This is a genomic window from Pseudohaemophilus paraphrohaemolyticus (genome assembly GCF_003253115.1).
GTDB lineage: Bacteria > Pseudomonadota > Gammaproteobacteria > Enterobacterales > Pasteurellaceae > Haemophilus_A > Haemophilus_A paraphrohaemolyticus_A.
The window spans coordinates 26,513-50,192 of sequence record NZ_QEQF01000003.1; the positions used below are offsets into that span (position 1 = coordinate 26,513).

22 protein-coding genes and 1 other RNA gene are annotated in these 23,680 nt (G+C 41.5%); 16 read left to right on the forward strand and 7 right to left on the reverse strand.

The annotated features are described in order from the left end of the window. Nucleotides 1-83: 83 nt before the first annotated feature. Nucleotides 84-450, reverse strand: a transfer-messenger RNA (tmRNA) gene (gene ssrA, locus DPV92_RS04215). A gap of 79 nt (nucleotides 451-529) precedes the next feature. On the opposite strand from ssrA, the gene rpoH reads away from it, so the two are divergent. Further along, nucleotides 530-1,501 carry an RNA polymerase sigma factor RpoH gene (gene rpoH, locus DPV92_RS04220; RefSeq protein ID WP_111353821.1) on the forward strand — a complete coding sequence of 324 codons (972 nt, stop codon included), beginning with the start codon at nucleotides 530-532 and terminating at the stop codon, nucleotides 1,499-1,501. 51 nt (nucleotides 1,502-1,552) lie between these two features. Here rpoH and crr read toward each other — a convergent pair whose 3' ends face one another. The 3 genes from crr to DPV92_RS04235 all read right to left on the reverse strand — a co-directional run bounded on the left by crr (nucleotide 1,553) and on the right by DPV92_RS04235 (nucleotide 4,190). Further along, nucleotides 1,553-2,053 (reverse strand): PTS glucose transporter subunit IIA, encoded by a 501-nt coding sequence (gene crr, locus DPV92_RS04225; RefSeq protein ID WP_005707738.1) that lies wholly within the window; start codon nucleotides 2,051-2,053, stop codon nucleotides 1,553-1,555. A 79-nt stretch (nucleotides 2,054-2,132) separates the two neighbouring features. Continuing rightward, nucleotides 2,133-3,854: a phosphoenolpyruvate-protein phosphotransferase PtsI gene (gene ptsI / locus DPV92_RS04230; RefSeq protein WP_111353822.1), complete on the reverse strand. Its 1,722-nt coding sequence runs from the start codon at nucleotides 3,852-3,854 to the stop codon at nucleotides 2,133-2,135. Nucleotides 3,855-3,929: 75 nt separating this feature from the next. Further along, nucleotides 3,930-4,190 (reverse strand): HPr family phosphocarrier protein, encoded by a 261-nt coding sequence (locus DPV92_RS04235; protein WP_005707572.1) that lies wholly within the window; start codon nucleotides 4,188-4,190, stop codon nucleotides 3,930-3,932. Nucleotides 4,191-4,447: 257 nt separating this feature from the next. On the opposite strand from DPV92_RS04235, the gene thiP reads away from it, so the two are divergent. The 4 genes from thiP to DPV92_RS04255 all read left to right on the forward strand — a co-directional run bounded on the left by thiP (nucleotide 4,448) and on the right by DPV92_RS04255 (nucleotide 9,519). Then, on the forward strand, nucleotides 4,448-6,016 hold the full coding sequence (thiP, locus tag DPV92_RS04240) for a thiamine/thiamine pyrophosphate ABC transporter permease ThiP (protein ID WP_111353823.1): 1,569 nt from the start codon (nucleotides 4,448-4,450) through the stop codon (nucleotides 6,014-6,016). Between the two features lie 4 nt (nucleotides 6,017-6,020). Continuing rightward, nucleotides 6,021-6,653 (forward strand): thiamine ABC transporter ATP-binding protein, encoded by a 633-nt coding sequence (thiQ, locus tag DPV92_RS04245; RefSeq protein ID WP_111353824.1) that lies wholly within the window; start codon nucleotides 6,021-6,023, stop codon nucleotides 6,651-6,653. A 120-nt stretch (nucleotides 6,654-6,773) separates the two neighbouring features. After that, nucleotides 6,774-8,198: a sucrose-specific PTS transporter subunit IIBC gene (locus DPV92_RS04250; protein WP_111353825.1), complete on the forward strand. Its 1,425-nt coding sequence runs from the start codon at nucleotides 6,774-6,776 to the stop codon at nucleotides 8,196-8,198. Between the two features lie 64 nt (nucleotides 8,199-8,262). After that, nucleotides 8,263-9,519 (forward strand): paraquat-inducible protein A, encoded by a 1,257-nt coding sequence (locus DPV92_RS04255; protein ID WP_111353826.1) that lies wholly within the window; start codon nucleotides 8,263-8,265, stop codon nucleotides 9,517-9,519. 79 nt (nucleotides 9,520-9,598) lie between these two features. Here the strand turns inward: DPV92_RS04255 and DPV92_RS04260 are convergent, their stop codons facing one another. Beyond that, nucleotides 9,599-10,246 carry a bifunctional 4-hydroxy-2-oxoglutarate aldolase/2-dehydro-3-deoxy-phosphogluconate aldolase gene (locus DPV92_RS04260; protein WP_111353827.1) on the reverse strand — a complete coding sequence of 216 codons (648 nt, stop codon included), beginning with the start codon at nucleotides 10,244-10,246 and terminating at the stop codon, nucleotides 9,599-9,601. A 223-nt stretch (nucleotides 10,247-10,469) separates the two neighbouring features. Here DPV92_RS04260 and DPV92_RS04265 point away from each other — a divergent pair, with 223 nt between their 5' ends. Further along, nucleotides 10,470-12,005: a YifB family Mg chelatase-like AAA ATPase gene (locus tag DPV92_RS04265; protein WP_111353828.1), complete on the forward strand. Its 1,536-nt coding sequence runs from the start codon at nucleotides 10,470-10,472 to the stop codon at nucleotides 12,003-12,005. A 120-nt stretch (nucleotides 12,006-12,125) separates the two neighbouring features. On the opposite strand, the gene DPV92_RS04270 is transcribed toward DPV92_RS04265, so the two are convergent. Together DPV92_RS04270 and DPV92_RS04275 are read right to left on the reverse strand one after the other, a co-directional pair. Continuing rightward, nucleotides 12,126-12,632: a hypothetical protein gene (locus DPV92_RS04270; protein WP_111353829.1), complete on the reverse strand. Its 507-nt coding sequence runs from the start codon at nucleotides 12,630-12,632 to the stop codon at nucleotides 12,126-12,128. A 67-nt stretch (nucleotides 12,633-12,699) separates the two neighbouring features. After that, on the reverse strand, nucleotides 12,700-13,017 hold the full coding sequence (locus DPV92_RS04275) for a DUF2322 family protein (protein WP_111353830.1): 318 nt from the start codon (nucleotides 13,015-13,017) through the stop codon (nucleotides 12,700-12,702). Between the two features lie 174 nt (nucleotides 13,018-13,191). Between DPV92_RS04275 and mqo the strand changes: the two genes are divergently transcribed. The 10 genes from mqo (at nucleotide 13,192) to valS (ending at nucleotide 23,666) form a co-directional block, all read left to right on the forward strand. Continuing rightward, nucleotides 13,192-14,652 carry a malate dehydrogenase (quinone) gene (gene mqo / locus DPV92_RS04280; RefSeq protein WP_111353831.1) on the forward strand — a complete coding sequence of 487 codons (1,461 nt, stop codon included), beginning with the start codon at nucleotides 13,192-13,194 and terminating at the stop codon, nucleotides 14,650-14,652. Nucleotides 14,653-14,800: 148 nt separating this feature from the next. Beyond that, nucleotides 14,801-16,702 (forward strand): bifunctional glutathionylspermidine amidase/synthase, encoded by a 1,902-nt coding sequence (gene gss, locus DPV92_RS04285; RefSeq protein ID WP_111353832.1) that lies wholly within the window; start codon nucleotides 14,801-14,803, stop codon nucleotides 16,700-16,702. 776 nt (nucleotides 16,703-17,478) lie between these two features. Then, nucleotides 17,479-18,519 (forward strand): extracellular solute-binding protein, encoded by a 1,041-nt coding sequence (locus tag DPV92_RS04295; protein ID WP_111353833.1) that lies wholly within the window; start codon nucleotides 17,479-17,481, stop codon nucleotides 18,517-18,519. 177 nt (nucleotides 18,520-18,696) lie between these two features. Continuing rightward, nucleotides 18,697-19,266 carry an acetate uptake transporter gene (locus DPV92_RS04300; RefSeq protein WP_005707679.1) on the forward strand — a complete coding sequence of 190 codons (570 nt, stop codon included), beginning with the start codon at nucleotides 18,697-18,699 and terminating at the stop codon, nucleotides 19,264-19,266. Nucleotides 19,267-19,530: 264 nt separating this feature from the next. Continuing rightward, nucleotides 19,531-19,665, forward strand: coding sequence for a DUF3791 domain-containing protein (locus tag DPV92_RS10060; RefSeq protein ID WP_225791961.1), 135 nt, complete (start codon nucleotides 19,531-19,533; stop codon nucleotides 19,663-19,665). Between the two features lie 8 nt (nucleotides 19,666-19,673). Continuing rightward, a complete protein-coding gene (gene yqfB / locus DPV92_RS04310; RefSeq protein ID WP_111353835.1) occupies nucleotides 19,674-19,985 on the forward strand; it encodes a N(4)-acetylcytidine aminohydrolase in 312 nt (103 codons plus the stop codon). 11 nt (nucleotides 19,986-19,996) lie between these two features. Continuing rightward, the gene (locus DPV92_RS04315; protein ID WP_111353836.1) at nucleotides 19,997-20,218 is read left to right on the forward strand and encodes an HTH-like domain-containing protein; all 222 of its coding nucleotides are present in this window, start codon (nucleotides 19,997-19,999) and stop codon (nucleotides 20,216-20,218) included. Between the two features lie 14 nt (nucleotides 20,219-20,232). After that, nucleotides 20,233-20,466 carry an outer membrane protein assembly factor BamE domain-containing protein gene (gene bamE / locus DPV92_RS04320; protein WP_111353837.1) on the forward strand — a complete coding sequence of 78 codons (234 nt, stop codon included), beginning with the start codon at nucleotides 20,233-20,235 and terminating at the stop codon, nucleotides 20,464-20,466. A 2-nt stretch (nucleotides 20,467-20,468) separates the two neighbouring features. Next, the gene (bamE, locus tag DPV92_RS04325) at nucleotides 20,469-20,792 is read left to right on the forward strand and encodes an outer membrane protein assembly factor BamE domain-containing protein (protein WP_111353838.1); all 324 of its coding nucleotides are present in this window, start codon (nucleotides 20,469-20,471) and stop codon (nucleotides 20,790-20,792) included. 9 nt (nucleotides 20,793-20,801) lie between these two features. Beyond that, on the forward strand, nucleotides 20,802-23,666 hold the full coding sequence (gene valS / locus DPV92_RS04330) for a valine--tRNA ligase (protein ID WP_111353839.1): 2,865 nt from the start codon (nucleotides 20,802-20,804) through the stop codon (nucleotides 23,664-23,666). The last annotated feature ends 14 nt before the right edge of the window (nucleotides 23,667-23,680 follow it).

Here is a 23,680-nt window from a genome sequence, read left to right on the forward strand (position 1 = left end):
TACGCTTAGGACAATAAAAAAGCCTCAAACCGTTGTGGTTCAAGGCTTTATAGGTTCTTTTCGAACCGCTTAGGTATCCGATTTGGTGGAGCTGGGGGGATTTGAACCCCCGTCCGAAATTACTCCATCTTCAGTACTACACGTTTAGTCTCGTCTTTAATTTCACTTACCTCCAGCGGACAGACACGCAAGAAATAAGCTAGTTTGATTTAATTTAGTGTTTCGATCCTCAAACGGTGGCGTCCACACGATCTCGTTTTGGGTGACTTATCGAACTCCTCGTCTTACGAGCGGAAGCTGAGGCGATAAGGCTTTAAGGCAGGTTATTAAGCTGCTAAAGCGAATTGTTCGTCGTTTGCGACTATTTTTTTGCGGTTTGTTTACGAGGCCTACCGCACCTCGACGTGCACCTTGGACTTTGCTAATCCCGTCGAATCCAGAATCAGCCCCAAAAAGTTTGGTAATTTTAGCAGAAAGCGGTATGATCTGTAAACTTTTTTGCAAAACAACGCAAATTACAAGGAAGAAGATGAAGAAATTTGACGATATTGAAGACGCTGAAGTAATTGAACCTGAAGCAGTTGAGCCTGAAGAGATTGATGAGGCAGAATTAGCCGCTGAAAGTGGGGAGAAAACCGAAGCAATGCATCCAGCCTTGCTTTCGGGAGGAATACCTGTCACAACGGGCAATTTGGATAGCTACATCCGTATGGCAAATCAATATCCGATTTTATCTGCCGAACAAGAAAAGGAGCTGACGGAGCGTTATTATTATGATGAAGATGTTGAAGCGGCAAAGCAGCTGATTTTATCGCATATGCGCTTTGTGATTCATATCGCTCGTGGTTATTTGGGTTATGGCTTGCCTTTAGCAGATTTGATCCAAGAGGGCAATATTGGCTTAATGAAAGCGGTAAAACGCTTCGATCCAAATGTAGGCGTACGCTTGGTTTCTTTTGCCGTGCACTGGGTTAAAGCAGAAATTCACGAATATGTGTTGAAAAACTGGCGTATTGTGAAAGTAGCGACGACCAAAGCACAGCGTAAACTCTTTTTCAATTTACGTAAAAATAAAAACCGCTTGGCGTGGTTTAATGAGGAAGAAATCAAAAAAGTCGCCGCAGATCTTGGGGTATCGGAAGATGAAGTACGTGAGATGGAATCCCGAATGACTGGGCAAGATCTCGGTTTTGATCTACCTGTTGGTGAAGATGATGACGAGGCTTACACGCCTTCAATGTATTTGGAAGACAATAGTTCAAACTTTGCTGATGATTTAGAAAATGCCGAATATACAGGTGAGGCGACCGCGAAATTAGTCTATGCACTATCTACGCTAGATGAACGCAGCCAAGATATTATCAAAACTCGTTGGTTAGATGAGAATAAGCTCACACTACACGATTTAGCCGCGAAATATGGTATTTCAGCAGAGCGTGTGCGTCAGTTAGAAAATGCAGCGTTGAAGAAAATCAAAGATGCGATTAGTTTGGAAGTGTAAGCATTAAGCGAAAACATAAAAAAGCCCGCTACAAGCGGGCATTTTTTATGATTATTTTGTTAAGGTTAAAACAACTGTTTCACCTTCAACTACAGAACCTGAACGTTTTTCAAGGTTCGCAATTTCATCCATATTAGAAATCACAACAGGGGTTAATACAGATTTTGCTTTCGCTTCTAAAGTCGCTAAGTCAAATTTGATGATTGGCTCACCCACTTTAACGGTTTGACCTTCTTCCGCGATACGAGTGAAACCTTCACCTTTTAATTCAACGGTATCGATACCAAAGTGAACGAATAACTCAACGCCATCTTCAGATTCAATTGAGAATGCGTGGTTAGTTTCGAAAATTTTACCGATAGTACCATTTACTGGTGCCACGATAGTATCGCCTGCTGGACGGATTGCTACGCCATCACCTACGATTTTCTCAGAGAAAACCACATCTGGCACATCTTCAATGTTCACAATTTCACCTGAAAGTGGGGCGATAATTTGAATTTCTTTTGCTTCTTTTTGTTTAGAACCAAATAACTTACTTAAAAAACTCATAGGGAATCTCCGTTGTATGAAACAAAATTTTCATATATTTTATACGAGAATTTTGTTTTTGTATGCTTTTTAATTAAAACTAGCTTAATTTAGCGTAGAAATCGTTTACTAAACGTTCGATGTCTGCGGCAGTTGGTTGAGCTAATGCTGTATCTGCTAATGCTTTTGCATCTGCGTAGTTGATTGAACGAGCTAATTTTTTCACATGTGGTACAGAAATACCACTCATACTGAACTCATCTAAGCCCATACCGAGCAATAATGCAGTTGCACGTACATCACCCGCTAATTCACCACACATACCAGTCCATTTACCTTCAGCGTGTGAAGCATCAATCACTTGTTTGATTAAGTTTAACACAGATGGGGTTAATGGGTTGTATAAGTGCGCAATGATTTCGTTACCGCGGTCTACAGCTAAAGTATATTGAGTTAAGTCGTTGGTACCGATACTAAAGAAATCGACTTCCTTCGCAAGGTGACGTGCATTTACCGCTGCTGATGGCGTTTCGACCATCACGCCTAATTGTAAGTTTTCATCAAATGCTTTGCCTTCTGAACGAAGCTGCTCTTTTAAGCTTGCTACGATAGATTTTAACTCACGGATCTCTTCAACAGAGATAATCATCGGGAACATTACCGCTAATTTACCAAATGCTGAAGCACGTAATACCGCACGTAATTGCGTATCTAAAATCTCACGACGAGTTAAACCGATACGCACTGCACGCCAACCTAAGAATGGGTTCATCTCTTTTGGTAAATCTAAGTATGGTAACTCTTTGTCACCACCGATGTCCATAGTACGAAGGACAACTTGTTTGCCGCCCATTGCTTCCACAATCTCTTTATAAGCTTGGAACTGCTCTTCTTCGCCAGGCAATTCGCTACGATCCATAAAAAGGAATTCGGTACGGTATAAGCCTACAGACTCACCGCCGTTGCGTAATACGCCATCGACATCCCGGATAGTACCGATATTACCCGCAACTTCAACGCGATGACCATCTAAAGTTTCTGCTGGTAAATCTTTTAATTTCGCTAATTCTGCTTTTTCTGCAGCAATACGAGCTTGTGTTGTTTTGAACTCATTGATTTGCGCTTCAGATGGGTTGATGTGGATTTGATTATTTTCCGCATCTAAAATCAATAAATCACCTGTGTTTACGCGTGCTGTGATATCGTTTGTTCCTACGATTGCAGGCAGTTCTAATGAACGTGCCATAATTGAGGTATGAGAGGTACGGCCGCCAATATCCGTTACGAAACCCAATACTTTCTCAAGGTTTAATTGAGCCGTTTCAGATGGCGTTAAATCATAAGCAACAAGAATCGCTTCTTCTTGAATATCGCCTAAATCCACGATGTGCATACCTAAAATATTGCGTAATAAACGGTTACCAATATCACGCATATCTCCTGCACGCTCTTTTAAATACTCATCATCAATTTCTGAAAGTACTGCAACTTGCTGATCGATTACTTTGCTTGCAGCTACACCTGCTGTTGATAAGTTATCGTTAATATAGCCTACGATCTCTTCTTCTAACTCTTCATCTTCTAAAAGCATTAAATGCCCTTCAAAGATCGCTGCTTTCTCTTCGCCTAATGTGCGTAAGGCTTTCTCGTGAATCGCGGTTAATTGTGCCGCAGCTTTTGCCCGCCCATCAAAGAATTTCGCTACTTCAGCATCAACCTGATCTGCAGTGATCTTGTGAGTGTTAAGAACAATCGGTTCTTCTTTTAAAACTAATGCCTTACCAAAAACAATACCAGGAGAGGCTGCAATACCTGAAATCATAATGTCATCCTTTTAAAAAGTAGTGTAAAAACAATGGCAAGCCGAAACTTGCCATAGGAACAATAAAGGGAGTGATTATTCTAAAGTAGGGATTAAATCTACTAAGAAATCCACCGCTTTTTGCTCATCTTCCCCTTCTGCGGTAATCGTAATGTTAGTGCCTTGGGTTAAACCTAAAGTTTGAAGTTTAAATAAGCTTTTTGCACTTGCAGATTTACCGCTTGAAGTGACAGTAATGTCTGAAACGAAACCTTTTGCTGCTTTCACAAATTCAGCCGCTGGGCGAGTATGTAAACCACTTGGAGCTGTAATAACAACATCTTTAGAATACGCCATAATTTTTTCCTCTCTACGTAAAGAATATAAGTTTTTAAACTGAACCAACTTTACTATAAAATGTATATAAATTCACGATAAAAAATAAAAAAACGTGATAGAGTTCACATTTCTCAGCGAATTTTGTATAGAGGACAAACTAATTTAACGATTTTTTGACATTTATATTACAAATTTTAGCTGATTTTCAACCAACAAGCGGTCAAAAAATGCTAGAATTTTGCAAATTTATCTTTCAAAACAAATAAGTCTTCCAAATGCTCAAAAACCTCACTCGAACCACCGCTTGGCTACTTTATAGCACCATTGTGCTACTTTATGCTTTTAGCTTATGGGCATTGATGGATAACCGCCAAGAAGAAACGCTCTTTTCAATTACAGAAATTTTGCCTATCCTTAAATATAGCCTTCTGCAAGCGGTGCTTTCTGCCATTATTTCTACTATTCTCGGCATTTTGCTTGCTAAAGCCTTTTTTTATCTTGAATTCAAAGGCAAAGCCTTACTCTATAAAAGCATCTTATTCGTTTGGTCATTACCTTCGCTGGTGATTATTTTTGCCGTCATTGGTATCTGGGGGAATTCTGGTTGGCTTGCTCAAAGCATGAAATGGCTAGGGATAGATTGGCACTTCAATATCTACGGCTTACAAGGCATTCTAATTGCACATGCCTTACTCAACATCCCGCTCGTAACAAAGTATTGCACGGAAGCCCTCGCTCTCATTCCTTCCAGCCAATATCATCTTTCTGCACAGCTTAATTTAACGGATTGGAGCTACTTCCGAATCGTCGAACTACCGATGCTCAAACGTATTTTACCTTATGTATTTATGACCATTTTTATGATCTGCTTTACCAGTTTCCCAATCGTCTTGATGCTAGGAGGCGGTCCTAAATACAGCACGCTAGAAGTAGCGATTTACCAAGCGGTCAGTTTTGAATTTGATTTTGCAAAAGCCGTGATGCTGATTATGGTGCAACTTGCCATCGGCATTGTGCTACAAGCCTTGCTCTTTTTCTTCTCTCAACAAGCATTGAAACAAAATAACCAAACGACTAACGTAGAACTTTGGAAACCACGTTTAACAGGTAGCCGCAAACTTGGATTACACAGCATTCTGATTTTGCAGAGTTTGTTGATTTTACTACCGCTTATCAGCGTCGTTTGGGCGGGTATTTCTGTTTCAGAGTTTTGGCAACGCCTTGCAAAAGCAGAACTTTGGGAAGCGACACTCTTTTCATTACTGATTAGCCTCATTGCGTCCATCACCGCCATTGGAACGACTTACCTTATCGCCCTTGAAGCCCGCCAATTACTTTATCGCAACCAGCGTTTTCTACATGCGATGTTAAGTAGTATTTCCACTTATCCACTGATATTGCCCGTGTTTTTACTCGCAGTTGGATTATTTTTATTGCTGATGAACATCACACTCTCTACTGCTCAACTGCTCATTTTGGTTGGAGTAATGAACGGTATTATCCTGATTCCATTTGTTTACCCAACCATTTTCTCTGCCATGTGGGAAATTTTTAACGCTCAAGATAAACTTGCTCAAAGCCTCGGGCTATCAGGCTTTCAACGTTGGTGGATTGTGGAAAAGTATTACCTTATTCGACCGCTTGCAAATGCTTTTATTCTTGCAATGTCTTCAAGCCTTGGTAGCTTTGCGGTAATTGCTTTTTTCGGCAGCCCAGATTTCAGCACACTTCCATATTTACTCTACCAGCAACTCGGCAGCTACCGCACCGAAGATGCCTCCGTCACCGCCTTGATGCTGATGTTATTTGCACTATTGCCGTTTTTGTTTTCAAAAAAAGAATAAAAATATGATAAACCTTAATATCACTTTTAATTACGAACAAATGCCGATGCAGTTCACGCTGTCCGTTCAAAAAGGCGAGCGTGTGGCAATTATTGGCGAAAGCGGGGCAGGCAAAAGCACACTGCTTAACCTCATCGCAGGCTTTGATTTGCCGACAAGCGGTGAGATTTGGCTGAATAATTGCAATCACACTCAAACGGAGGTGGCAAGCCGTCCTGTTTCGATGTTATTCCAAGATAACAACCTTTTTCCGCATTTAACGGTAGAGCAAAATATCGGCTTGGCATTAGTCCCGAGCTTAAAACTGAACGTAGGACAAAAAGCACAAGTGGCGGAAATTGCAGATAAAATGGGGATTGCTGAATTTTTAGCACGTCGAGCCGATCAGCTTTCAGGCGGGCAAAAACAGCGGGTTGCACTGGCTCGTACACTGCTACGCGATAAACCAATTTTGTTACTGGACGAACCTTTCTCCGCCCTCGATCCCAAACGCCGAGAAGAGCTTCAGCAACTGGTTGCCAAACTTTGCCAAGAGAGGAATTTAACGCTGTTGATGGTCACCCATCAAATCGAAGAGAGCAGGGCGTTGTTTGATCGCATCCTCTGTGTAGAAAATGGACGCATTGTAAGCGGTTAAATTTTCCAGATTTCTTGCAAAATTTGTGAACTAAGTCACATTTACAACACTTTTTTCTTTTTTAGCTAAACCGTTTTAGTTAGAATAGCCACGTTTTATTTTTCATCAAAAGAGGTCGTTATGAACTTCCCTAAAATTGCGGAACAAACCATCGCAAAATTGGGTGGTAAAGAGAACATTACCACTCTCGCACACTGTGCAACTCGCTTGCGTTTAACGATTGCCGATGAGTCTAAAGTTGATAAAGAAGCTATCGAAAATATCGAGGGCGTGAAAGGTCAATTTTCTACCAGCGGTCAATACCAAATTATTTTTGGCTCTGGCACAGTAAACAAAGTCCACGCAGAAATGCAAAAACAGATGGGCATTGGCGATATGTCTACTTCCGAAGTAGCTGCAGCAGGGGCTGCAAACCAACCATTATTACAACGTTTAGTAAAAGGTTTAGCGGATATTTTCGTGCCAATCATTCCTGCTATCGTGGCAGGCGGTTTGCTGATGGGTATTCATTCAATGCTAACCTCGGTCGGCTTCTTCTGGGAAGGGCATTCAGTTGTCACCAAATACCCTGAAGTGTCGGACTTAGTGGATTTCATTAACACCATCGCAAACGCACCTTTCGTCTTCTTACCTGTATTACTTGGTTTCTCGGCGACCCGTAAATTTGGCGGTAATCCATTCTTAGGGGCAGCACTTGGTATGCTTTTAGTTCACCCTGCATTAGCAGATGGTTGGAACTATGCGAAAACCTTAATGGAAGGCAACATCAAATACTGGAACGTACTGGGTTTAGAAATCGAAAAAGTGGGCTATCAAGGCACAGTAATCCCAACAATCATTTCAGCTTGGGTGCTTGCAACCCTTGAAAAAGGCTTCCGCAAATTTGTGCCTTCATATTTAGATAACCTCGTCACCCCGATGTTCTCATTGTTCATCGCGGGTTTCTTGGCGTTCACCGTAATCGGTCCATTCGGCCGTGAAGCAGGTAGCTTAATCTCTACAGGATTAACTTGGTTATACAATACCTTAGGCTTTGTGGGCGGTGCTATTTTCGGTACCTTCTATGCACCAATTGTTATCACAGGTATGCACCAAACCTTCATAGCGGTAGAAACTCAATTATTAGCGGAAATGGCACAAACAGGTGGTACATTCATCTTCCCAATCGCAGCCATGTCTAACATTGCACAAGGTGCGGCATGTTTAGGGGTGGCATTCACCATGAAAGATGCGAAAGTACGCGGCTTAGCAATTCCATCAGGCGTGTCAGCCTTATTAGGTATCACAGAGCCGGCAATGTTCGGTGTGAACTTACGTTACCGCCACGCATTCATCTCTGCGATGATTGGCTCTGGCTTAGCAAGTGCCTTTATCGCAGCGTTTAACGTGAAAGCGATTGCATTAGGTGCAGCGGGTTTCTTAGGTGTGGCGTCAATCAAACCAGATAGCCTTGCAATGTACTCAATCGGTATGGTAATTTCATTCGTGGTTGCATTTGGTTTATCTGTGATTTTAGGTAAACGTGCACAAGCGAAAAAAGCTTAATCTTTAAGCAATAATTTCACGCCCTAAGCGAATGTTTAGGGCGTTTTTGTTTTATAATAACGGAATGAAAATACAGAAATTAACCCTTGAACAATGTGCTGAATGTGAAACTTTGGTGAAAATTCCACATCGGCTCTATAACCATATTGCAAACTGCCCGAATTGCCATCACACGCTCGAAAAGGGCAATGCGTGGAATTTACGCCGCTGTGCCGTTATTGCACTTGCGGTGCTGATTTTGCTCCCTTTTGCACTTACCTTTCCTCTAATGAGCATCGACTTGCTCGGTATGCCTGTGCACGCAACCATTTGGGGCGGTGTTTGGAAAATGGCAGTAGAAGGCTACGCTTACACCGCATTTATGATTTTGCTCTGTTCGGTTGTCGCCCCGATCGCCTTTGTATTGCTGATTTTAACCATCACAGCCCAGCATTTAATCGGACAGCGCCCTCGTTATACGCTGATTTTTCTCGGCAAAATCCAAGAGTGGGTAATGTTTGATGTCTATTTTGTAGCACTTGCCGTAGCCGCATTTAAAATCAAGGACTACGCCAGCATTGAGTTTAGCATCCATCTTTCTGCTTTTGTGCTTGCAACGCTACTCATTACCTTGTTATTTAGTAAAATCGATCTCAAACAAGCGTGGGCGTATTTTTATCCAGAATATCGACCGCTTGCATCGGACTATCCACATCCGCCTTCGCTATGCCCAGTGTGTGATTTTACATTTGATGAGAACATTATAGATTTAAAAGGTCGCCATCGCTGCCCTCGTTGTGAAAGTAATTTAGATGTGCCGGATAAAATCAAATTACAACGTGTTTGGGCGGCACTGATTGCAGGCGCGATTATGATGATTCCTGCCAACCTGCTGCCGATTTCAGCCACAGGGCTTGCTGGCTCGGTGTCTGCCGATACGTTAATGTCAGGCGTAATTACCTTTATGAAAATGGGTAGTTATGCAGTTGCGGCAATTGTCTTTATTGCAAGTATCGCTGTGCCATTTAGCAAAGTGGCGATTTTGTTTTACTTACTGTTAGCCATTCATTATAAATGGAAACATTCCATTCATCTTCAAATAAAATTGCTCCATTACGTTCACTTTGTCGGGCGTTGGTCAATGCTCGATCTGTTTGTATTGGCGTTGATGATGTCGCTATTGGAACGGGGAAATATTTTGAGTTTCTCAGTTGGTGATGCCGCATTCTTCTTCGGCTCAGCCGTCTTTCTGACTATGATTGCATCTAGTAATTTAGATGCCCGAATGTTATGGCGGGTTCATTACCAATATGAGAAAGAAAAAGAAGAAACCAAGGCTTAACAAGCGGTCAGGTTTTTCTTATAAAATACAAAAGGCTAAACCAAAATTGAGCTAACCTAAAAAGTTTAGCCTTTTATGATTATCTTGCTTTTCTTGTTGCCAAATCTACCGCTTGTTTTGTTAAAGCGGTTATTTTTGCCCAATCTTTTGCAACAATCGCATCATTCGGTAGCATCCAAGATCCCCCAACGGTAGCAACACAATCTACGGCTAAATAATGAGAAACATTCTTCTCAGAAATGCCACCCGTTGGACAAAATCTCAGTTGTGGTAGTGGTGCTGAAATCGCTTTCAATGCAGCTGCTCCGCCATTAACTTCCGCAGGAAAGAATTTCAGATGATCATAGCCTAACTCTAGTGCTTTCATCATATCCGATGGCGTTGCCGTTCCAGGAATGAGGGCAATTTTGCCTTTTGCTGCATACGCCAACAATTTTTCTGTTGCCCCTGGCGAGATAGCAAATTTAGCTCCCGCTTCAACTACCGCATCATACTGTTCGGTATTGATAACTGTGCCCGCTCCCACAATCGCTTCGGGAAAAGCCTTGCTGATTCGCTTAATCGCTTCTAATGCCGCATCGGTACGAAGCGTAATTTCAAACACACGAATTCCGCCCTCAAGTAATGCTTGAGCGATTGGCACCGCATCTTCAATCTGCTTAATCACCATCACAGGCACAACAGGTGATACACTAAAAATCTCTTTTGGAGATAAAATCCACGGCATATTGTTTCCCTCCTAACCAAATAGAATGCCACCTTTTTACATAACAATGATTTTAACGCTTATTTTTCGAACAATGAATCATAATATTACAATTTAAATTGAATATGTTACTTAGACTAGTTACAAGCAACTATTTTTGTGATCTTGCTCGAAAATCTCAATATTTCTACTTGGTGATTTCGCTCTCCCTTTTTATGCTGTTGCGATTAGAAATGGAGAGATTATGTCTTTAGCAATAGTTTATAGCCGTGCTTCCATTGGCGTGGAAGCCCCTTTAGTCACGATTGAAGTGCACATTAGCAACGGCAACCCGAAAATGACCATCGTCGGCTTACCTGAAACCACTGTGAAAGAAGCAGCAGATCGCGTGCGAAGTGCCTTAATTAACGCCAATTTTTTCTATCCACCTCAACGCATTACCATCAACCTTGCACCTGCTGATTTACCGAAAGAGGGCGGGCGTTTCGATTTGCCGATTGCCATTGGTATTCTTGCTGCATCAGGGCAGATTGATTCAGACTTACTTAAACGCTTTGAATTTTTAGGTGAGTTAGCTCTGACAGGCTCTTTGCGAGGCGTGCAAGGGGCAATTCCCGCAGTGATTTCCGCAGAGAAAGCAAAACGCCAGATGATTTTAGCCAAGCAGAATGCAAATGAAGCTTCGCTTGTTTCGAATGCTAAAACGCATTTTGCCCATTCGCTGTTGCAAGTGGTCAATTTCCTTAACCGCCGAGATATACTCCCTATCGCACAAGAAATTCCGCAAAATACAGAAGAAAATACACCGCTTGTTAAGAGAGATTTGACCGATATTATCGGACAACAACATGCCAAACGCGCTTTAACCATTGCCGCCGCAGGGCAGCACAATCTGCTTTTTCTTGGACCACCAGGCACGGGCAAAACGATGCTTGCCAGCCGTTTGGCAGATCTTCTGCCAGAAATGTCGGATGAAGAAGCGATTGAAACGGCGTCCATTACAAGCCTTGTCCAAAATGAACTGAATTTTACTAATTGGAAAGATCGCCCATTTCGTGCTCCGCACCACAGTGCTTCAATGGTGGCATTAGTTGGTGGGGGATCGATCCCAAAACCTGGAGAGATTTCACTCGCACATAATGGTGTTTTATTCTTGGATGAGCTTCCGGAGTTTGAGCGTAAAGTGTTAGATGCGTTACGCCAGCCGCTGGAGTCAGGCGAAATCATTATTTCTCGAGCCAATGCAAAGGTGCAATTTCCCGCTCGTTTTCAGCTGATTGCTGCGATGAATCCAAGCCCAACAGGACATTATCAAGGTACGCACAACCGTACTTCACCACAGCAGGTCATCCGTTATTTGAATCGTTTATCAGGACCATTTTTAGACCGTTTTGATCTCTCTATTGAAGTGCCACTTTTACCACAGGGCGCACTACAAAGTGGTAATGAAAATCGCGGCGAAACCACTGCTCAAGTGCGGGAACGTGTGTTAAAGGCAAGGGAAATCCAGTTCAAACGTGCAGGCAAAATCAATTCTCAGCTCAATACACGTGAGATCGAGCGAGATTGTGCATTATCGCCGCAAGATGCGTTATTTTTAGAAAGCGCTCTAACGAAATTAGGCTTATCGGTGCGGGCTTACCACCGCATTTTAAAAGTTTCCCGAACCATTGCCGATTTAGCAGGCGAAGAGCAGATTAAACAAGTGCATTTAGCAGAGGCCTTGGGGTATCGGGCAATGGATAGATTGTTACAACGATTGCATGGAGAGGTCGTTTAATACTTAAGACTATACTAGGTAACGACTAAAAAATATGCACCTTAATCAGTCGGCTATTTAGCCAAACCTTTGGGGTGCTATTAACATTTTTTATTCTTTAATCGCTAATATACTTTTATATTATTTTGCTACAACAATTCTTTTTCCATTTGTAAAGGTTACATTTTTTGCACCATTAACCGAAATAATATTTGCATTTTTGCTGGTAAAGAATTGTTGTGCTTGTTGTGGCAATTCAACTAAAGGAACATTAACCGTTACTTTTATTGACTGTCCAGTAGGTAAAGATGGTTCAAAATTAATTGGAATATCACGTAAATACACAGCTTGATTATTTACCTGATAAGAGGAAATCCAATGAACAGATTTAATATCATTTTTTCCTTTATTTTCAATAGAATAAGTTAATGTCACCACGGGTTGATTATTTTGGCTCTGTAAGCCTCGTTCTGTAAAACGAATACCTACACTTTTATTAAATCTTTCAAGTCGCACATCTTTTTTCTGTGATTCTGCTTGTTTTGCAACGGGCTGTTTTGACGGTGTCGTTTTCTCAACAGCCTGCACTGTGTTCGTTGCAATAAATGCAGAAAAACCTAAAAGAGAGATTAATTTAAATAATTTCATAATACACACTCCTAAAACAGAAATTAAAGTTATTTTATACCTAATTTCTTTTCTTGTTTATAATTTTTTATTGCTCAACTGGACACAACTCAAACGTTAAATCTTGGTCAATGACCTTGAAAAGCAAATCAATATTAGGATGCTTACCTTGATATAATTTTGCATCTTCCACATGTTCTGCAAACCATTCTAAACCTTGCTGTGCAGCGGTAGCGGTTAATTTTCCATTAAATTTTGCAAAAAGTGCGTGGTAAAGTTTTAATGAGCCCAACTTACCTTCAATAGCAGGGATAGTATGAATAACTTCACCCATGCTATTTTTTACTTCTAAACCTGCTAGATGTTCAATGGTAGGAAAAGTCGCTAAATAATCTTTAAACTGCATAATAGATAACCTCAAAAAACAATAATATTGGCTGATTATATCAGTCTATAAACCAAAACAAAAACGCTAAAACGATTTAGTAAAATATCTTTTCGCAACCGTTTGCAAAGCCGAATGTTCCCGATTATTATTAAATTATAAAGCTATTAAAAAAAAGTAAATAAGAAGGAAATTATGGCAAACCAATCTGATGTTGTTTTAATCGGTGCAGGTATTATGAGCGGCACGCTTGGCACGCTGATTAAAGAAATTCTGCCCGAGCAGAGTATCACTATTTTTGAAGCTCAAAACGCTGTGGCAACAGAAAGTTCGAATGAATGGCACAATGCAGGTACAGGGCATGCTGCATTATGTGAACTAAATTACACAGCAGAAAAAGCAGACAGTTCGATTGATATTACAAAAGCCTTGAACATCAACGAAAAATATCAACTTTCGCTTGAAATGTGGTCCTATTTGGTTGCAAAAGGTGATATTGAAAATCCTGCCGAATTTATTCGTAAGCTGCCACATATGAGCTTTGTGCAAGGCGAAAAAGACGTGAATTTCTTACGCAAACGTTTTAAGGCTCTTGCTCAACATCCTTTGTTTGAGGGGATGCAATTTGCTGATGATCGCGAAACATTAGCGAAATGGATTCCGTTGATGATGAAAAATCGTCAAGGAAACGAACCGCTTGCAGCCACACTCATTGAACACGGAACAGACGTGAATTTCGGCGAATTAACGCGAAAACTGTTCAAAAATCTGCAAAAACAGGGTTGTGAGTTAAAGCTGAACCATCGCGTGCAAGATATTCAGAAAACTGCTGAAGGTTGGACACTAACCGTAAAAGATGCAAGCGGTCAAATTTTACAACACGCTTGCAAATTCCTCTTTATCGGCTGCGGTGGAGGCACTTTGCCCTTACTGCAAAAAACAGGCATCAAAGAGGGTAAACATATTGGTGGCTTCCCTGTGAGCGGGATTTTTATGGTCTGCCGTAATCCTGAAGTGGTGGAAAAACATTACGCGAAAGTATATGGCAAAGCAAAAATCGGTGCACCACCAATGTCTGTGCCACATTTAGACACCCGCTTTATTGAAGGAAAAAAATCGCTTTTATTTGGACCATTCGCGGGTTTTACAATGAAATATCTCAAACAAGGCTCGCAACTTGATTTCCCGCTTTCATTCAAACCAGATAATTTTGCAACGATGATGATTGCAGGAATGAAAAATATTCCGCTCACGAATTATCTGATTAAGCAAGCAATGTTGAGCAAAGCGCAACGAATGGCAGATTTACGAGAGTTCTACCCAGAAGCAAAAAGCGAAGATTGGGATGTGATTGTCGCAGGGCAACGAGTGCAGATCATCAAAGATTTACCTAATGAAAGAGGCTCACTCTGCTTTGGAACAGAAGTGATTACGTCTGAAGATAAAAGCGTGGCCGCATTGCTTGGCGCATCACCTGGGGCTTCTACTTCAGTTGATGCGATGTTGAGTGTGTTCTCAAAATGCTTTGTGGAAAAACAGCCTGAATTACAAACAAAGCTAAAACAACTTGTGCCTTCTTATGGCGAGAAACTTCGGGATGAACCTGAGTTGATTCGTGAAATCAGAGAGAAAGCGGCAAAATGGCTTAACGTATAAGTTTAAGTAAGCGGTAGAATTTGTAAAACAATTTGCAAAATCTATCGCTTTTATTTTTAAATAGAAGTCGATTTAAAACAAATCCTCTGTCGCCATTCATCCAAAAGATCTATACTGACTCCAATCATTTCTATTATTTGGAGTTTTTATGTCAGACCGTTCCCCTAACATTACTACCAATGATCCCTTCGGTAGCCTACTCGGTTATGCCCCTGGTGGCGTAGCGATTTATTCGTCGGATTACAACACTGCTGATGAAAAAGAGTTTCCCAATGATGCGGCGTTTCGTAGCTATGTCGGGCGGGAATATATGGGCTACAAATGGCAGTGCGTCGAGTTTGCCCGACGTTATTTGTATCTTAATCACGGTATGGTGTTTGCCGATGTGGGAATGGCGTATGAGATTTTCTCGTTACGTTTTCTTCGCCAAGTGGTGAATGATGCCTTGTTGCCGTTGCAGGCGTTCGCCAATGGCTGCAAACGCAAACCGCAAGCGGGCTCGCTCTTAATTTGGCAGGAAGGGGGCGAGTTCAAGCACACGGGGCACGTGGCAATTATTACCGATGTGCTGGAAGATCGGGTGCGCATTGTGGAGCAAAATGTGATTCACTCCCGTCTGCCAAGCGGTCAGCAATGGACGCGTGAATTGCCGATGACCATTTCCGAACAAGGCTATTTTCTGCATGATACCTTCAAGGACACCCAGATTCTCGGCTGGATGATTCAAACCGACGACACCGAATTTGCCGAATCGCAACCTTTCCCAAAACCAGCCGCACTTGCTATTCAAGCTCGCCACGTCGAAAATCACGGACAATTTGATACCAAATGGCTCAACGAAAATGTCCATTTTGATGCCGCTTATATCAAAGCGATGGGCGGGCACAAAGTGAGCCATTCCGACCAATATCGCTATTTTGCAATGTCGGAAAGTGCACAACAAGAGCTGATTCACGCCACCAACGAACTGCATTTGATGTATCTGCACGCTACCGATAAAGTGCTGAAAGATGATAATCTGTTGCAATATTTCAACATCCCGAAATTGCTCTGGCCACGTTTGCGTCTCTCTTGGCAAAATCGTCGATACCAAACCATCACGGGGCGTTTGGATTTTTGTATGAGCGAACGCGGGCTAAAAGTCTATGAATACAATGCCGATTCCGCTTCTTGCCACGCCGAAGCAGGCGATATTATGAGCCGTTGGGCTAAACAAGCGGTTGGAAATTCGGGAAAATTTGCAGGTGAAAACCCAGCGGATGGCTTGCGCAACGCCTTAGCCGATTGCTGGCAGCACAGCCAAGCCAGTCCACTTGTGCATATTCTGCAAGATCACGATGATGAAGAAGATTACCACGCGATGTTTATGCGCCAAGCCTTGTTGCAAGCCGGGTTCAAGGCGAAAATCATTCACGGCACGGAAGGACTGCATTGGGACAACCGCGGTCAGTTGATTGATGATGAAAACAATTTAGTGCAAACCGTCTGGAAAACGTGGGCGTGGGAAACAATGCTTGAACAGCTCCGCGAAGATGCTAAAGGCATGGAAGTTGCCCCGCCAATTCGCACGGGTTACCCTGAAGATCAAGTTCGGTTAATTGATGTGCTACTTCGCCCAGAAGTGTTGGTGTATGAGCCGCTTTGGACAGCAATTCCGAGCAACAAAGCGATTTTGCCTGTGCTCTGGTCGCTCTTCCCAAATCACCGTTATTTGCTAGAGGCGAGTTTTGAACTCACGCCGAACCTAATTCAAAACGGCTACGCCCAAAAACCGATTGCAGGCCGCCGTGGCGATAATGTGACTCTCATCGGTGAAAACAACGCAACACTCGACACGACAAGCGGTCAATTCGGTAAACAGGAAAATATCTACCAACAACTCTGGTGCTTGCCAAAAGTGGAAGATCAATATCTGCAAATCTGTACCTTCACCGTCGGCGGTCACTACGGCGGCACTTGCCTGCGTTCCGATCCAAGCCGCGTGATTATGGGCAATAGCGATATGCAGCCGTTGAGAGTGATGAAGGATAGGGAGTTTTTTGAAAAATAGGAAAGAGAAGAGCGGTAATATTTGATGAGAATTTTACCGCTTAATTGTTTATCCCGTTGAAATAATATTTTTCAAAACAAGATTTTTATCATTATAAATCCTAGATCTTCGCTTCTTGCCCTTTTAACTGAGGTAACCACGCTTATATGCCGCTCATCGTAAAGTTCCAAAGTAAGCATGGGAAACTATGATGATCTGAGCATTCTAGATCGACTGCAGGTTGAATACCGTCTTCGCCACCCTTTTGCCTAACGCGATAAATTTCGACCGACCTTTATTGAATGCTTCTAAGATCTCGCTAGGCGTGTAAAGATTACCTACGCCAATTATTAATGGCAATTTGCCACTAATACGCTCGTGAACCATAGTCAGGATACGGCAATGAACATCAACACACCTTTGCTGTGCAATGATCCTAAAATCATCGCAGAGCCCCCTCTAAGGCTTAGGCATCGGGCGAATTTTCGAGCCAAATATGCAAGCGTTTGAAGACCAAGACGATTTCGTCCCGATTCTGCAAAACATTGACGACAATATCCGCTCATTTATTTGTATTATTTACAACACAGCCAAAAAGCAGGCAAAGTGCAGGTGGTGATTAAGTTTTTATTGGAGAAGACAGGGGAATAATCGTGCCTATGGCTAGCTAAAGCGAGGAAATATAGCTATAATTGCACGCTTTTTGGGCATAGAGGATGGGCGTAGAACAACCTAGGTTCGTTTTCTTATTTCTCACTTTACTTCTTATCTCACATTACTTCTGAGAGGACAAAAAATTGAAAAAATTTTTCGCAAAATTAGCTGTAACAGCAATGGCGTTTTCTTCTGTGATGGCGAATGCCGCAGAAAAACTTTATGTGTATAACTGGACGGAATACGTGCCATCTTCATTGTTGGAACAATTCACCAAAGAGACAGGCATTGAAGTAATTTATTCCACTTTTGAAAGTAATGAGGAGATGTATTCCAAATTAAAACTTTCAAATTCAACAGGTTATGACATCGTTTTCCCATCAAGCTACTATGTAGGCAAAATGGCGAAAGAAGGAATGTTGGCAGAATTAGATAAATCTAAGCTAACCAATTTAAAAAATATTACCCCTGATTTAATGGGTAAGCCATTTGATCCAGAGAATAAATACTCTCTTCCTTATGTTTATGGCTTAACAGGGATTGGTGTGAATGCTGCAGATATTGATCCGAAAACAATCAGCAGCTGGGGCGATTTATGGCGTGATGAATACAAAGGCAAGTTGTTGCTAATGAACGATCCGCGTGAAGTGTTCCATATAGCATTGCTGTTAGACGGCAAGTCACCAAACACTGGAAATGAAGAAGAAATCAAGGCGGCTTATGAACGTTTAAAAACGATTGTGCCGAATGTGTTAGTGTTCAATTCAGACTCGCCTGAAATGCCTTATTTGCAAGGCGAGGTAGCGGTAGGTATGCAGTGGTCTGGTTCTGCTCACCGTGCGAAAAGCGAAAACCCAGACTTACAATTTATCTTCCCGAAAGAAGGTGCTGTGCTTTGGATGGATAACTATGTGATTCCAAACGGTGCAGCCAATAAAGAAGCGGCACATAAATTTATCAACTTCTTACTTCGCCCAGAAAGTGCAAAAGAAGTGATTGAAACAATGGGCTTCTCAATGCCAAACGAAGGTGTTAAAGCATTACTTTCTCCAGAATTAGCGAGCGATCCGTTGATTTTCCCTCCAAGTGAGGAGATTAACAAAGGCGTTTTACAAGCGGATGTAGGTCCAGCTGTAGAAATCTACGAAAAATACTGGAACTTGCTAAAAACAGGCGGAAAATAACCGCTTGTTAAATAATAAAGCATATAGCTGTAGGGGCTCGTTGAACTCTTCCCTACATTAAGCACTATGGTTGCAAGCCATTATTTTGTGGCACAAATAATTGTGCCGCTTTTCCCGACATTGGCACAGGTTGAAACTTGAGCCAATGTTTTTTACTCGACATAATAGAGGTCTTTCATGTCAAATCAACACTCTTTAACGGCAAACCCAGCACCACTTGGTTTATGCGGTTTTGCATTAACAACTTGGTTATTAAGCCTTATCAATAACGGCACTTTCGGCGGCGAAAATGTGGGTTTAGTACTGGCAATGGGCTTTGCATTTGGTGGCTTAGCACAAATGTTAGCGGGTCTTTTTGAATTCTCAAAAGGGAACACATTTGGTTTTACCGCTTTTACTAGCTATGGTGCATTCTGGATTTCATTTGCATTATTCAAAGTATTCTTCTCTGAAGGCGTGAGCCACGATTTCGTGGGTTGGTACTTAATCGCATGGGGAACATTCACACTGATGATGTTTATCGGCACACTCGCTAAAGCACGTGCATTACAAGCGATTTTTGCAGCATTAACTATCACATTCTACTTATTAGCAGCTGGTGATTTCACGCACAACACCACATTAACCAACATTGGTGGTAACTTCGGTTTATTAACTGCGTTATTGGCATTCTACTTAGCTGCGGCAGACATCATCAACGACAGCTTTGGTCGTGAAGTATTACCAGTAGGTAATCCGAAAAAATAATGCCTAAAATGAACGAAAGGCTAGTTGCAAAACTAGCCTTTTTTCATCGGCAAGCGGTGGGAATTTCAGGATTTTTTACGGATTTTCTGGTAGAATCTTTTGCTTGATAAATTTGGTGATTTTTGGATTTAAACAATAATGAATTTATCTCACGGCAGTAATGTAGCGGTTCAAATACCTAAAATTGCCCAAATTTAAGACCGTTAGATTTTGGCTGTGGTTTCTATTTGATCTCAAATTAACCCAAGCAGCTCGGCAGATAAAATTCTAAATCAATGGGAAGAATTAGGATTAACGCAGTTTATTTACGATATGTATAAGGTTTATCATATTGAGCGATTGCAGAATGCGTTTGAGGATATTGATAAACTTATTAAAGAAAAAACAACTGCTTTTTAAGGAAAACTATGCAATCCAACGACATCACCTTCTATCAACGCTTTGAAGCCGATATTCTCGCAGGGCGTAAAACCATTACCATTCGGGATAAATCCGAAAGCCACTTTAAAGCAGGTGATATTTTGCGTGTTGGGCGGTTTGAAGATAACCAATATTTTTGCACTATTGAAGTGTTAAGTGTGTCTTCGATTACTCTTGATGAACTGACGGAACAACATGCCAAGCAGGAGAATATGGGGTTGGAAGAATTGAAAGAGGTGATTCGGGGGATTTATCCGAACGAAGAACAGTTTTTTTGTATTCAGTTCAAAATTAAATAAAAGGAAGTGCTATGGATAATGAACTTTTTAAAGAAATGAAAGAAGCTATTGATATTGCTTCACAGAAGCATAGTAAAAAAACAGAAGTGCATTATCAAATTTTGAAAAATGCTCAAAAACTAGAAGGTATTTCTAGTGAAGACTTTTGCAAAAGACTAGGGCTTTCAAAAGGATATAATATTGAATTTAAAAATATGATGCGTTTAGCGAAACGTATCGAAAACCAACTTTAATTTAGGAGAACCAAATGAAAAAATTTAGTATTTTAGCTTTAGTTATTTTTCTTTCTGCTTGTGTTAATTACAGCAAAATGACTAATGCTTTAGCACCAGGGATGACAAAACAAGAAGTAGTTAATATTATGGGTAGTCCGTACAAAAAAAGTATTGACGATAAAAAAGAAACATATATTTATAGAGCATACAGAGGTGATGCATATGTACACTTTGATGAGAATGGTTTATTAGAAAGAGCTTATTAATAATGTATAAATATTTAGCATGTCTGATTCTATGTGGCTGTTCAATTCAACAAGTAACAAATGTTCCAGTTAATATTCCTGATAGAAATAAACCTATTAATGACTATGAAAAAGTAATTAACGATATTTCTATTGGTATGAGTAAATCGAAGGTTATATCTATACTTGGTCAGCCAATTTCAACAGAAGCTGATATGAATAAAGAATGTTTAACTTATCCATTAACAACTGCAAATAGAGAACGTTTTACTCTGCTATTTAATGCTGGAAAGTTAATTAAATATAATAAAATACAAAATTGTGTTGAGATATTTCAAGAAAAATAGAGAGCAACAATGACACAAAAATTCGAAATGGCAGACCGTTTTAATCCGTCTGCGGTAGAGCAAGCCCTTTATCAACATTGGGAAGAGAGCGGTTATTTTAAACCGTCTGAAAATGAAAACGCACCGAGCTATTGCATTGCGATTCCGCCACCGAATGTAACGGGTTCCCTACACATGGGGCATGCTTTCCAACAAACTTTAATGGATACCTTAATCCGTTTTAACCGTATGGAAGGGCATAACACCTTATGGCAAGCAGGGACAGACCACGCGGGTATTGCGACCCAAATGGTGGTGGAGCGTAAAATTGCCGCAGAAGAAGGCAAAACTCGCCATGATTATGGTCGTGAAGCTTTCATCAATAAAATTTGGGATTGGAAAGCCTATTCTGGTGGCACAATCAGCCAACAAATGCGCCGCTTAGGTAACTCAATCGACTGGGAACGTGAGCGTTTCACGATGGACGATGGTTTATCTAATGCAGTAAAAGAAGTGTTCGTTCGCTTGCACGAGGAAGGTTTGATTTACCGTGGCAAACGCTTGGTAAACTGGGATCCAAAACTGCACACCGCAATTTCCGATTTAGAAGTGGAAAACAAAGAGAGCAAAGGCTCCCTTTGGCATTTCCGTTATCCGTTAGCCAACGGTGCAAAAACAGCAGACGGTAAAGATTATTTAGTGGTGGCAACCACGCGTCCAGAAACCATGTTGGGTGATACGGCGGTGGCGGTGCATCCTGAAGATGAGCGTTACCAATCTTTAATCGGTAAAACAGTGGTTCTGCCATTGGCTAATCGCGAAATTCCGATTATTGCCGATGAATATGTGGATCGTGAGTTCGGTACTGGTGTAGTGAAAATCACCCCTGCGCACGACTTTAACGACTACGAAGTGGGGAAACGTCACAGCTTGCCGATGGTTAACATATTAACTTTAAATGCGGATATTCGTGATGAAGCGGAGATTATAGGCACTGATGGCAAACCGCTTGCGGGTTATGAAGCGACTATCCCTACTGATTACCGTGGCTTAGAGCGTTTCGCTGCACGTAAGAAAATCGTGGCAGATTTTGAAGCACTAGGTTTATTAGATGAAATCAAACCACACGATCTCAAAGTGCCTTATGGCGACCGTGGTGGTGTGCCAATCGAGCCGATGCTAACTGACCAATGGTATGTGAGCGTGAAACCGCTTGCTGATGTAGCAATTAAAGCGGTGGAAGATGGCGAAATCCAATTCGTGCCGAAACAATACGAAAACCTTTACTTCTCTTGGATGCGTGATATTCAAGATTGGTGTATTTCTCGCCAACTTTGGTGGGGACACCGTATTCCTGCGTGGTATGACGCAGAAGGTAACGTGTATGTTGCGCGCAACGAAGAAGAAGTGCGGTCAAAATATAACTTAGATTCTGCGGTTGAACTCAAACAAGATGAAGACGTATTAGACACGTGGTTCTCATCAGGTTTATGGACCTTCTCCACTTTAGGTTGGCCAGAGCAAACCAAAGAACTCAAAATGTTCCACCCAACGGATGTGTTAATCACGGGCTTTGACATCATCTTCTTCTGGGTTGCACGTATGATTATGTTTACGATGCACTTTGTGAAAGATGAAAACGGCAAACCACAAGTGCCATTCAAAACGGTGTACGTAACAGGCTTGATCCGTGATGAGCAAGGTCAAAAAATGTCGAAATCGAAAGGTAACGTACTTGACCCAATCGATATGATTGACGGTATCAGCCTTGAAGATTTACTTGAAAAACGCACTGGCAACATGATGCAGCCGCAATTAGCAGAGAAAATTGCTAAAGCGACCCGCAAAGAGTTTGCAGAGGGTATTGCGGCTCATGGTACAGACGCATTGCGTTTCACATTAGCGGCATTGGCTTCAAACGGTCGCGATATTAACTGGGATATGAAACGCCTAGAAGGCTACCGCAACTTCTGTAACAAATTGTGGAATGCAAGCCGTTTCGTCTTAACGAATGACAAATTAGATTTAAGCGAAGGCGAGATCGAATTCTCATTAGCGGATCGTTGGATTCAATCGGAATTCAATCGCACAGTCGAAACTTTCCGTAACTCATTAAGCCAATACCGCTTCGACCTTTGCGCTAATGCAATTTATGAGTTTACTTGGAACCAATTCTGTGACTGGTATTTAGAATTGACTAAACCTGTATTTGCAAACGGCAATACAGCACAAATCCGTGCGGCAAGTCAAACCTTGGTTCACGTGTTAGAGAAATTATTACGTTTAGCACATCCGCTGATTCCATTTATTACCGAAGAAATTTGGCAAAAAGTGAAAGGATTCGTAGACATTACTGCTGACAGCATTATGTTACAACCTTTCCCACAAGTGGAAGAAAACGGCTTTGATCCAGAAGCAGAAGCTGAAATTGAGTGGTTAAAAGAAGTAATCGTTGCGGTGCGTAATATTCGTGCAGAAAGCAACATCGCACCAAGCAAAGGTTTAGATCTGTTATTCCGCAATTTAAACGCAGAAAATGCAAAAATTCTCGAAAAACAGACCGCTCTTTTAAAAGCGATGGCGAAGTTAGACAACGTTCAAGTGTTAGCCGCAAACGAAACAGCACCACTTGCGGTAGCGAAACTCGTCGGCAATGCAGAATTACTCGTGCCAATGGCTGGCTTTATCAATAAAGAAGCAGAGCTTGCCCGTTTAACTAAAGAGATTGAAAAATATCAAAATGAAGTTAAACGTATCGAGAATAAACTCAGCAACGAAGCTTTTGTGGCTAAAGCACCTGAAGCGGTGATTGCGAAAGAACGCGAAAAACAAGCAGAATACCAATCTGGATTAGAAAAAATCCAAGAGCAGTATAAAGCGATTGAGGCGTTGTAATGAAATAATAAAAG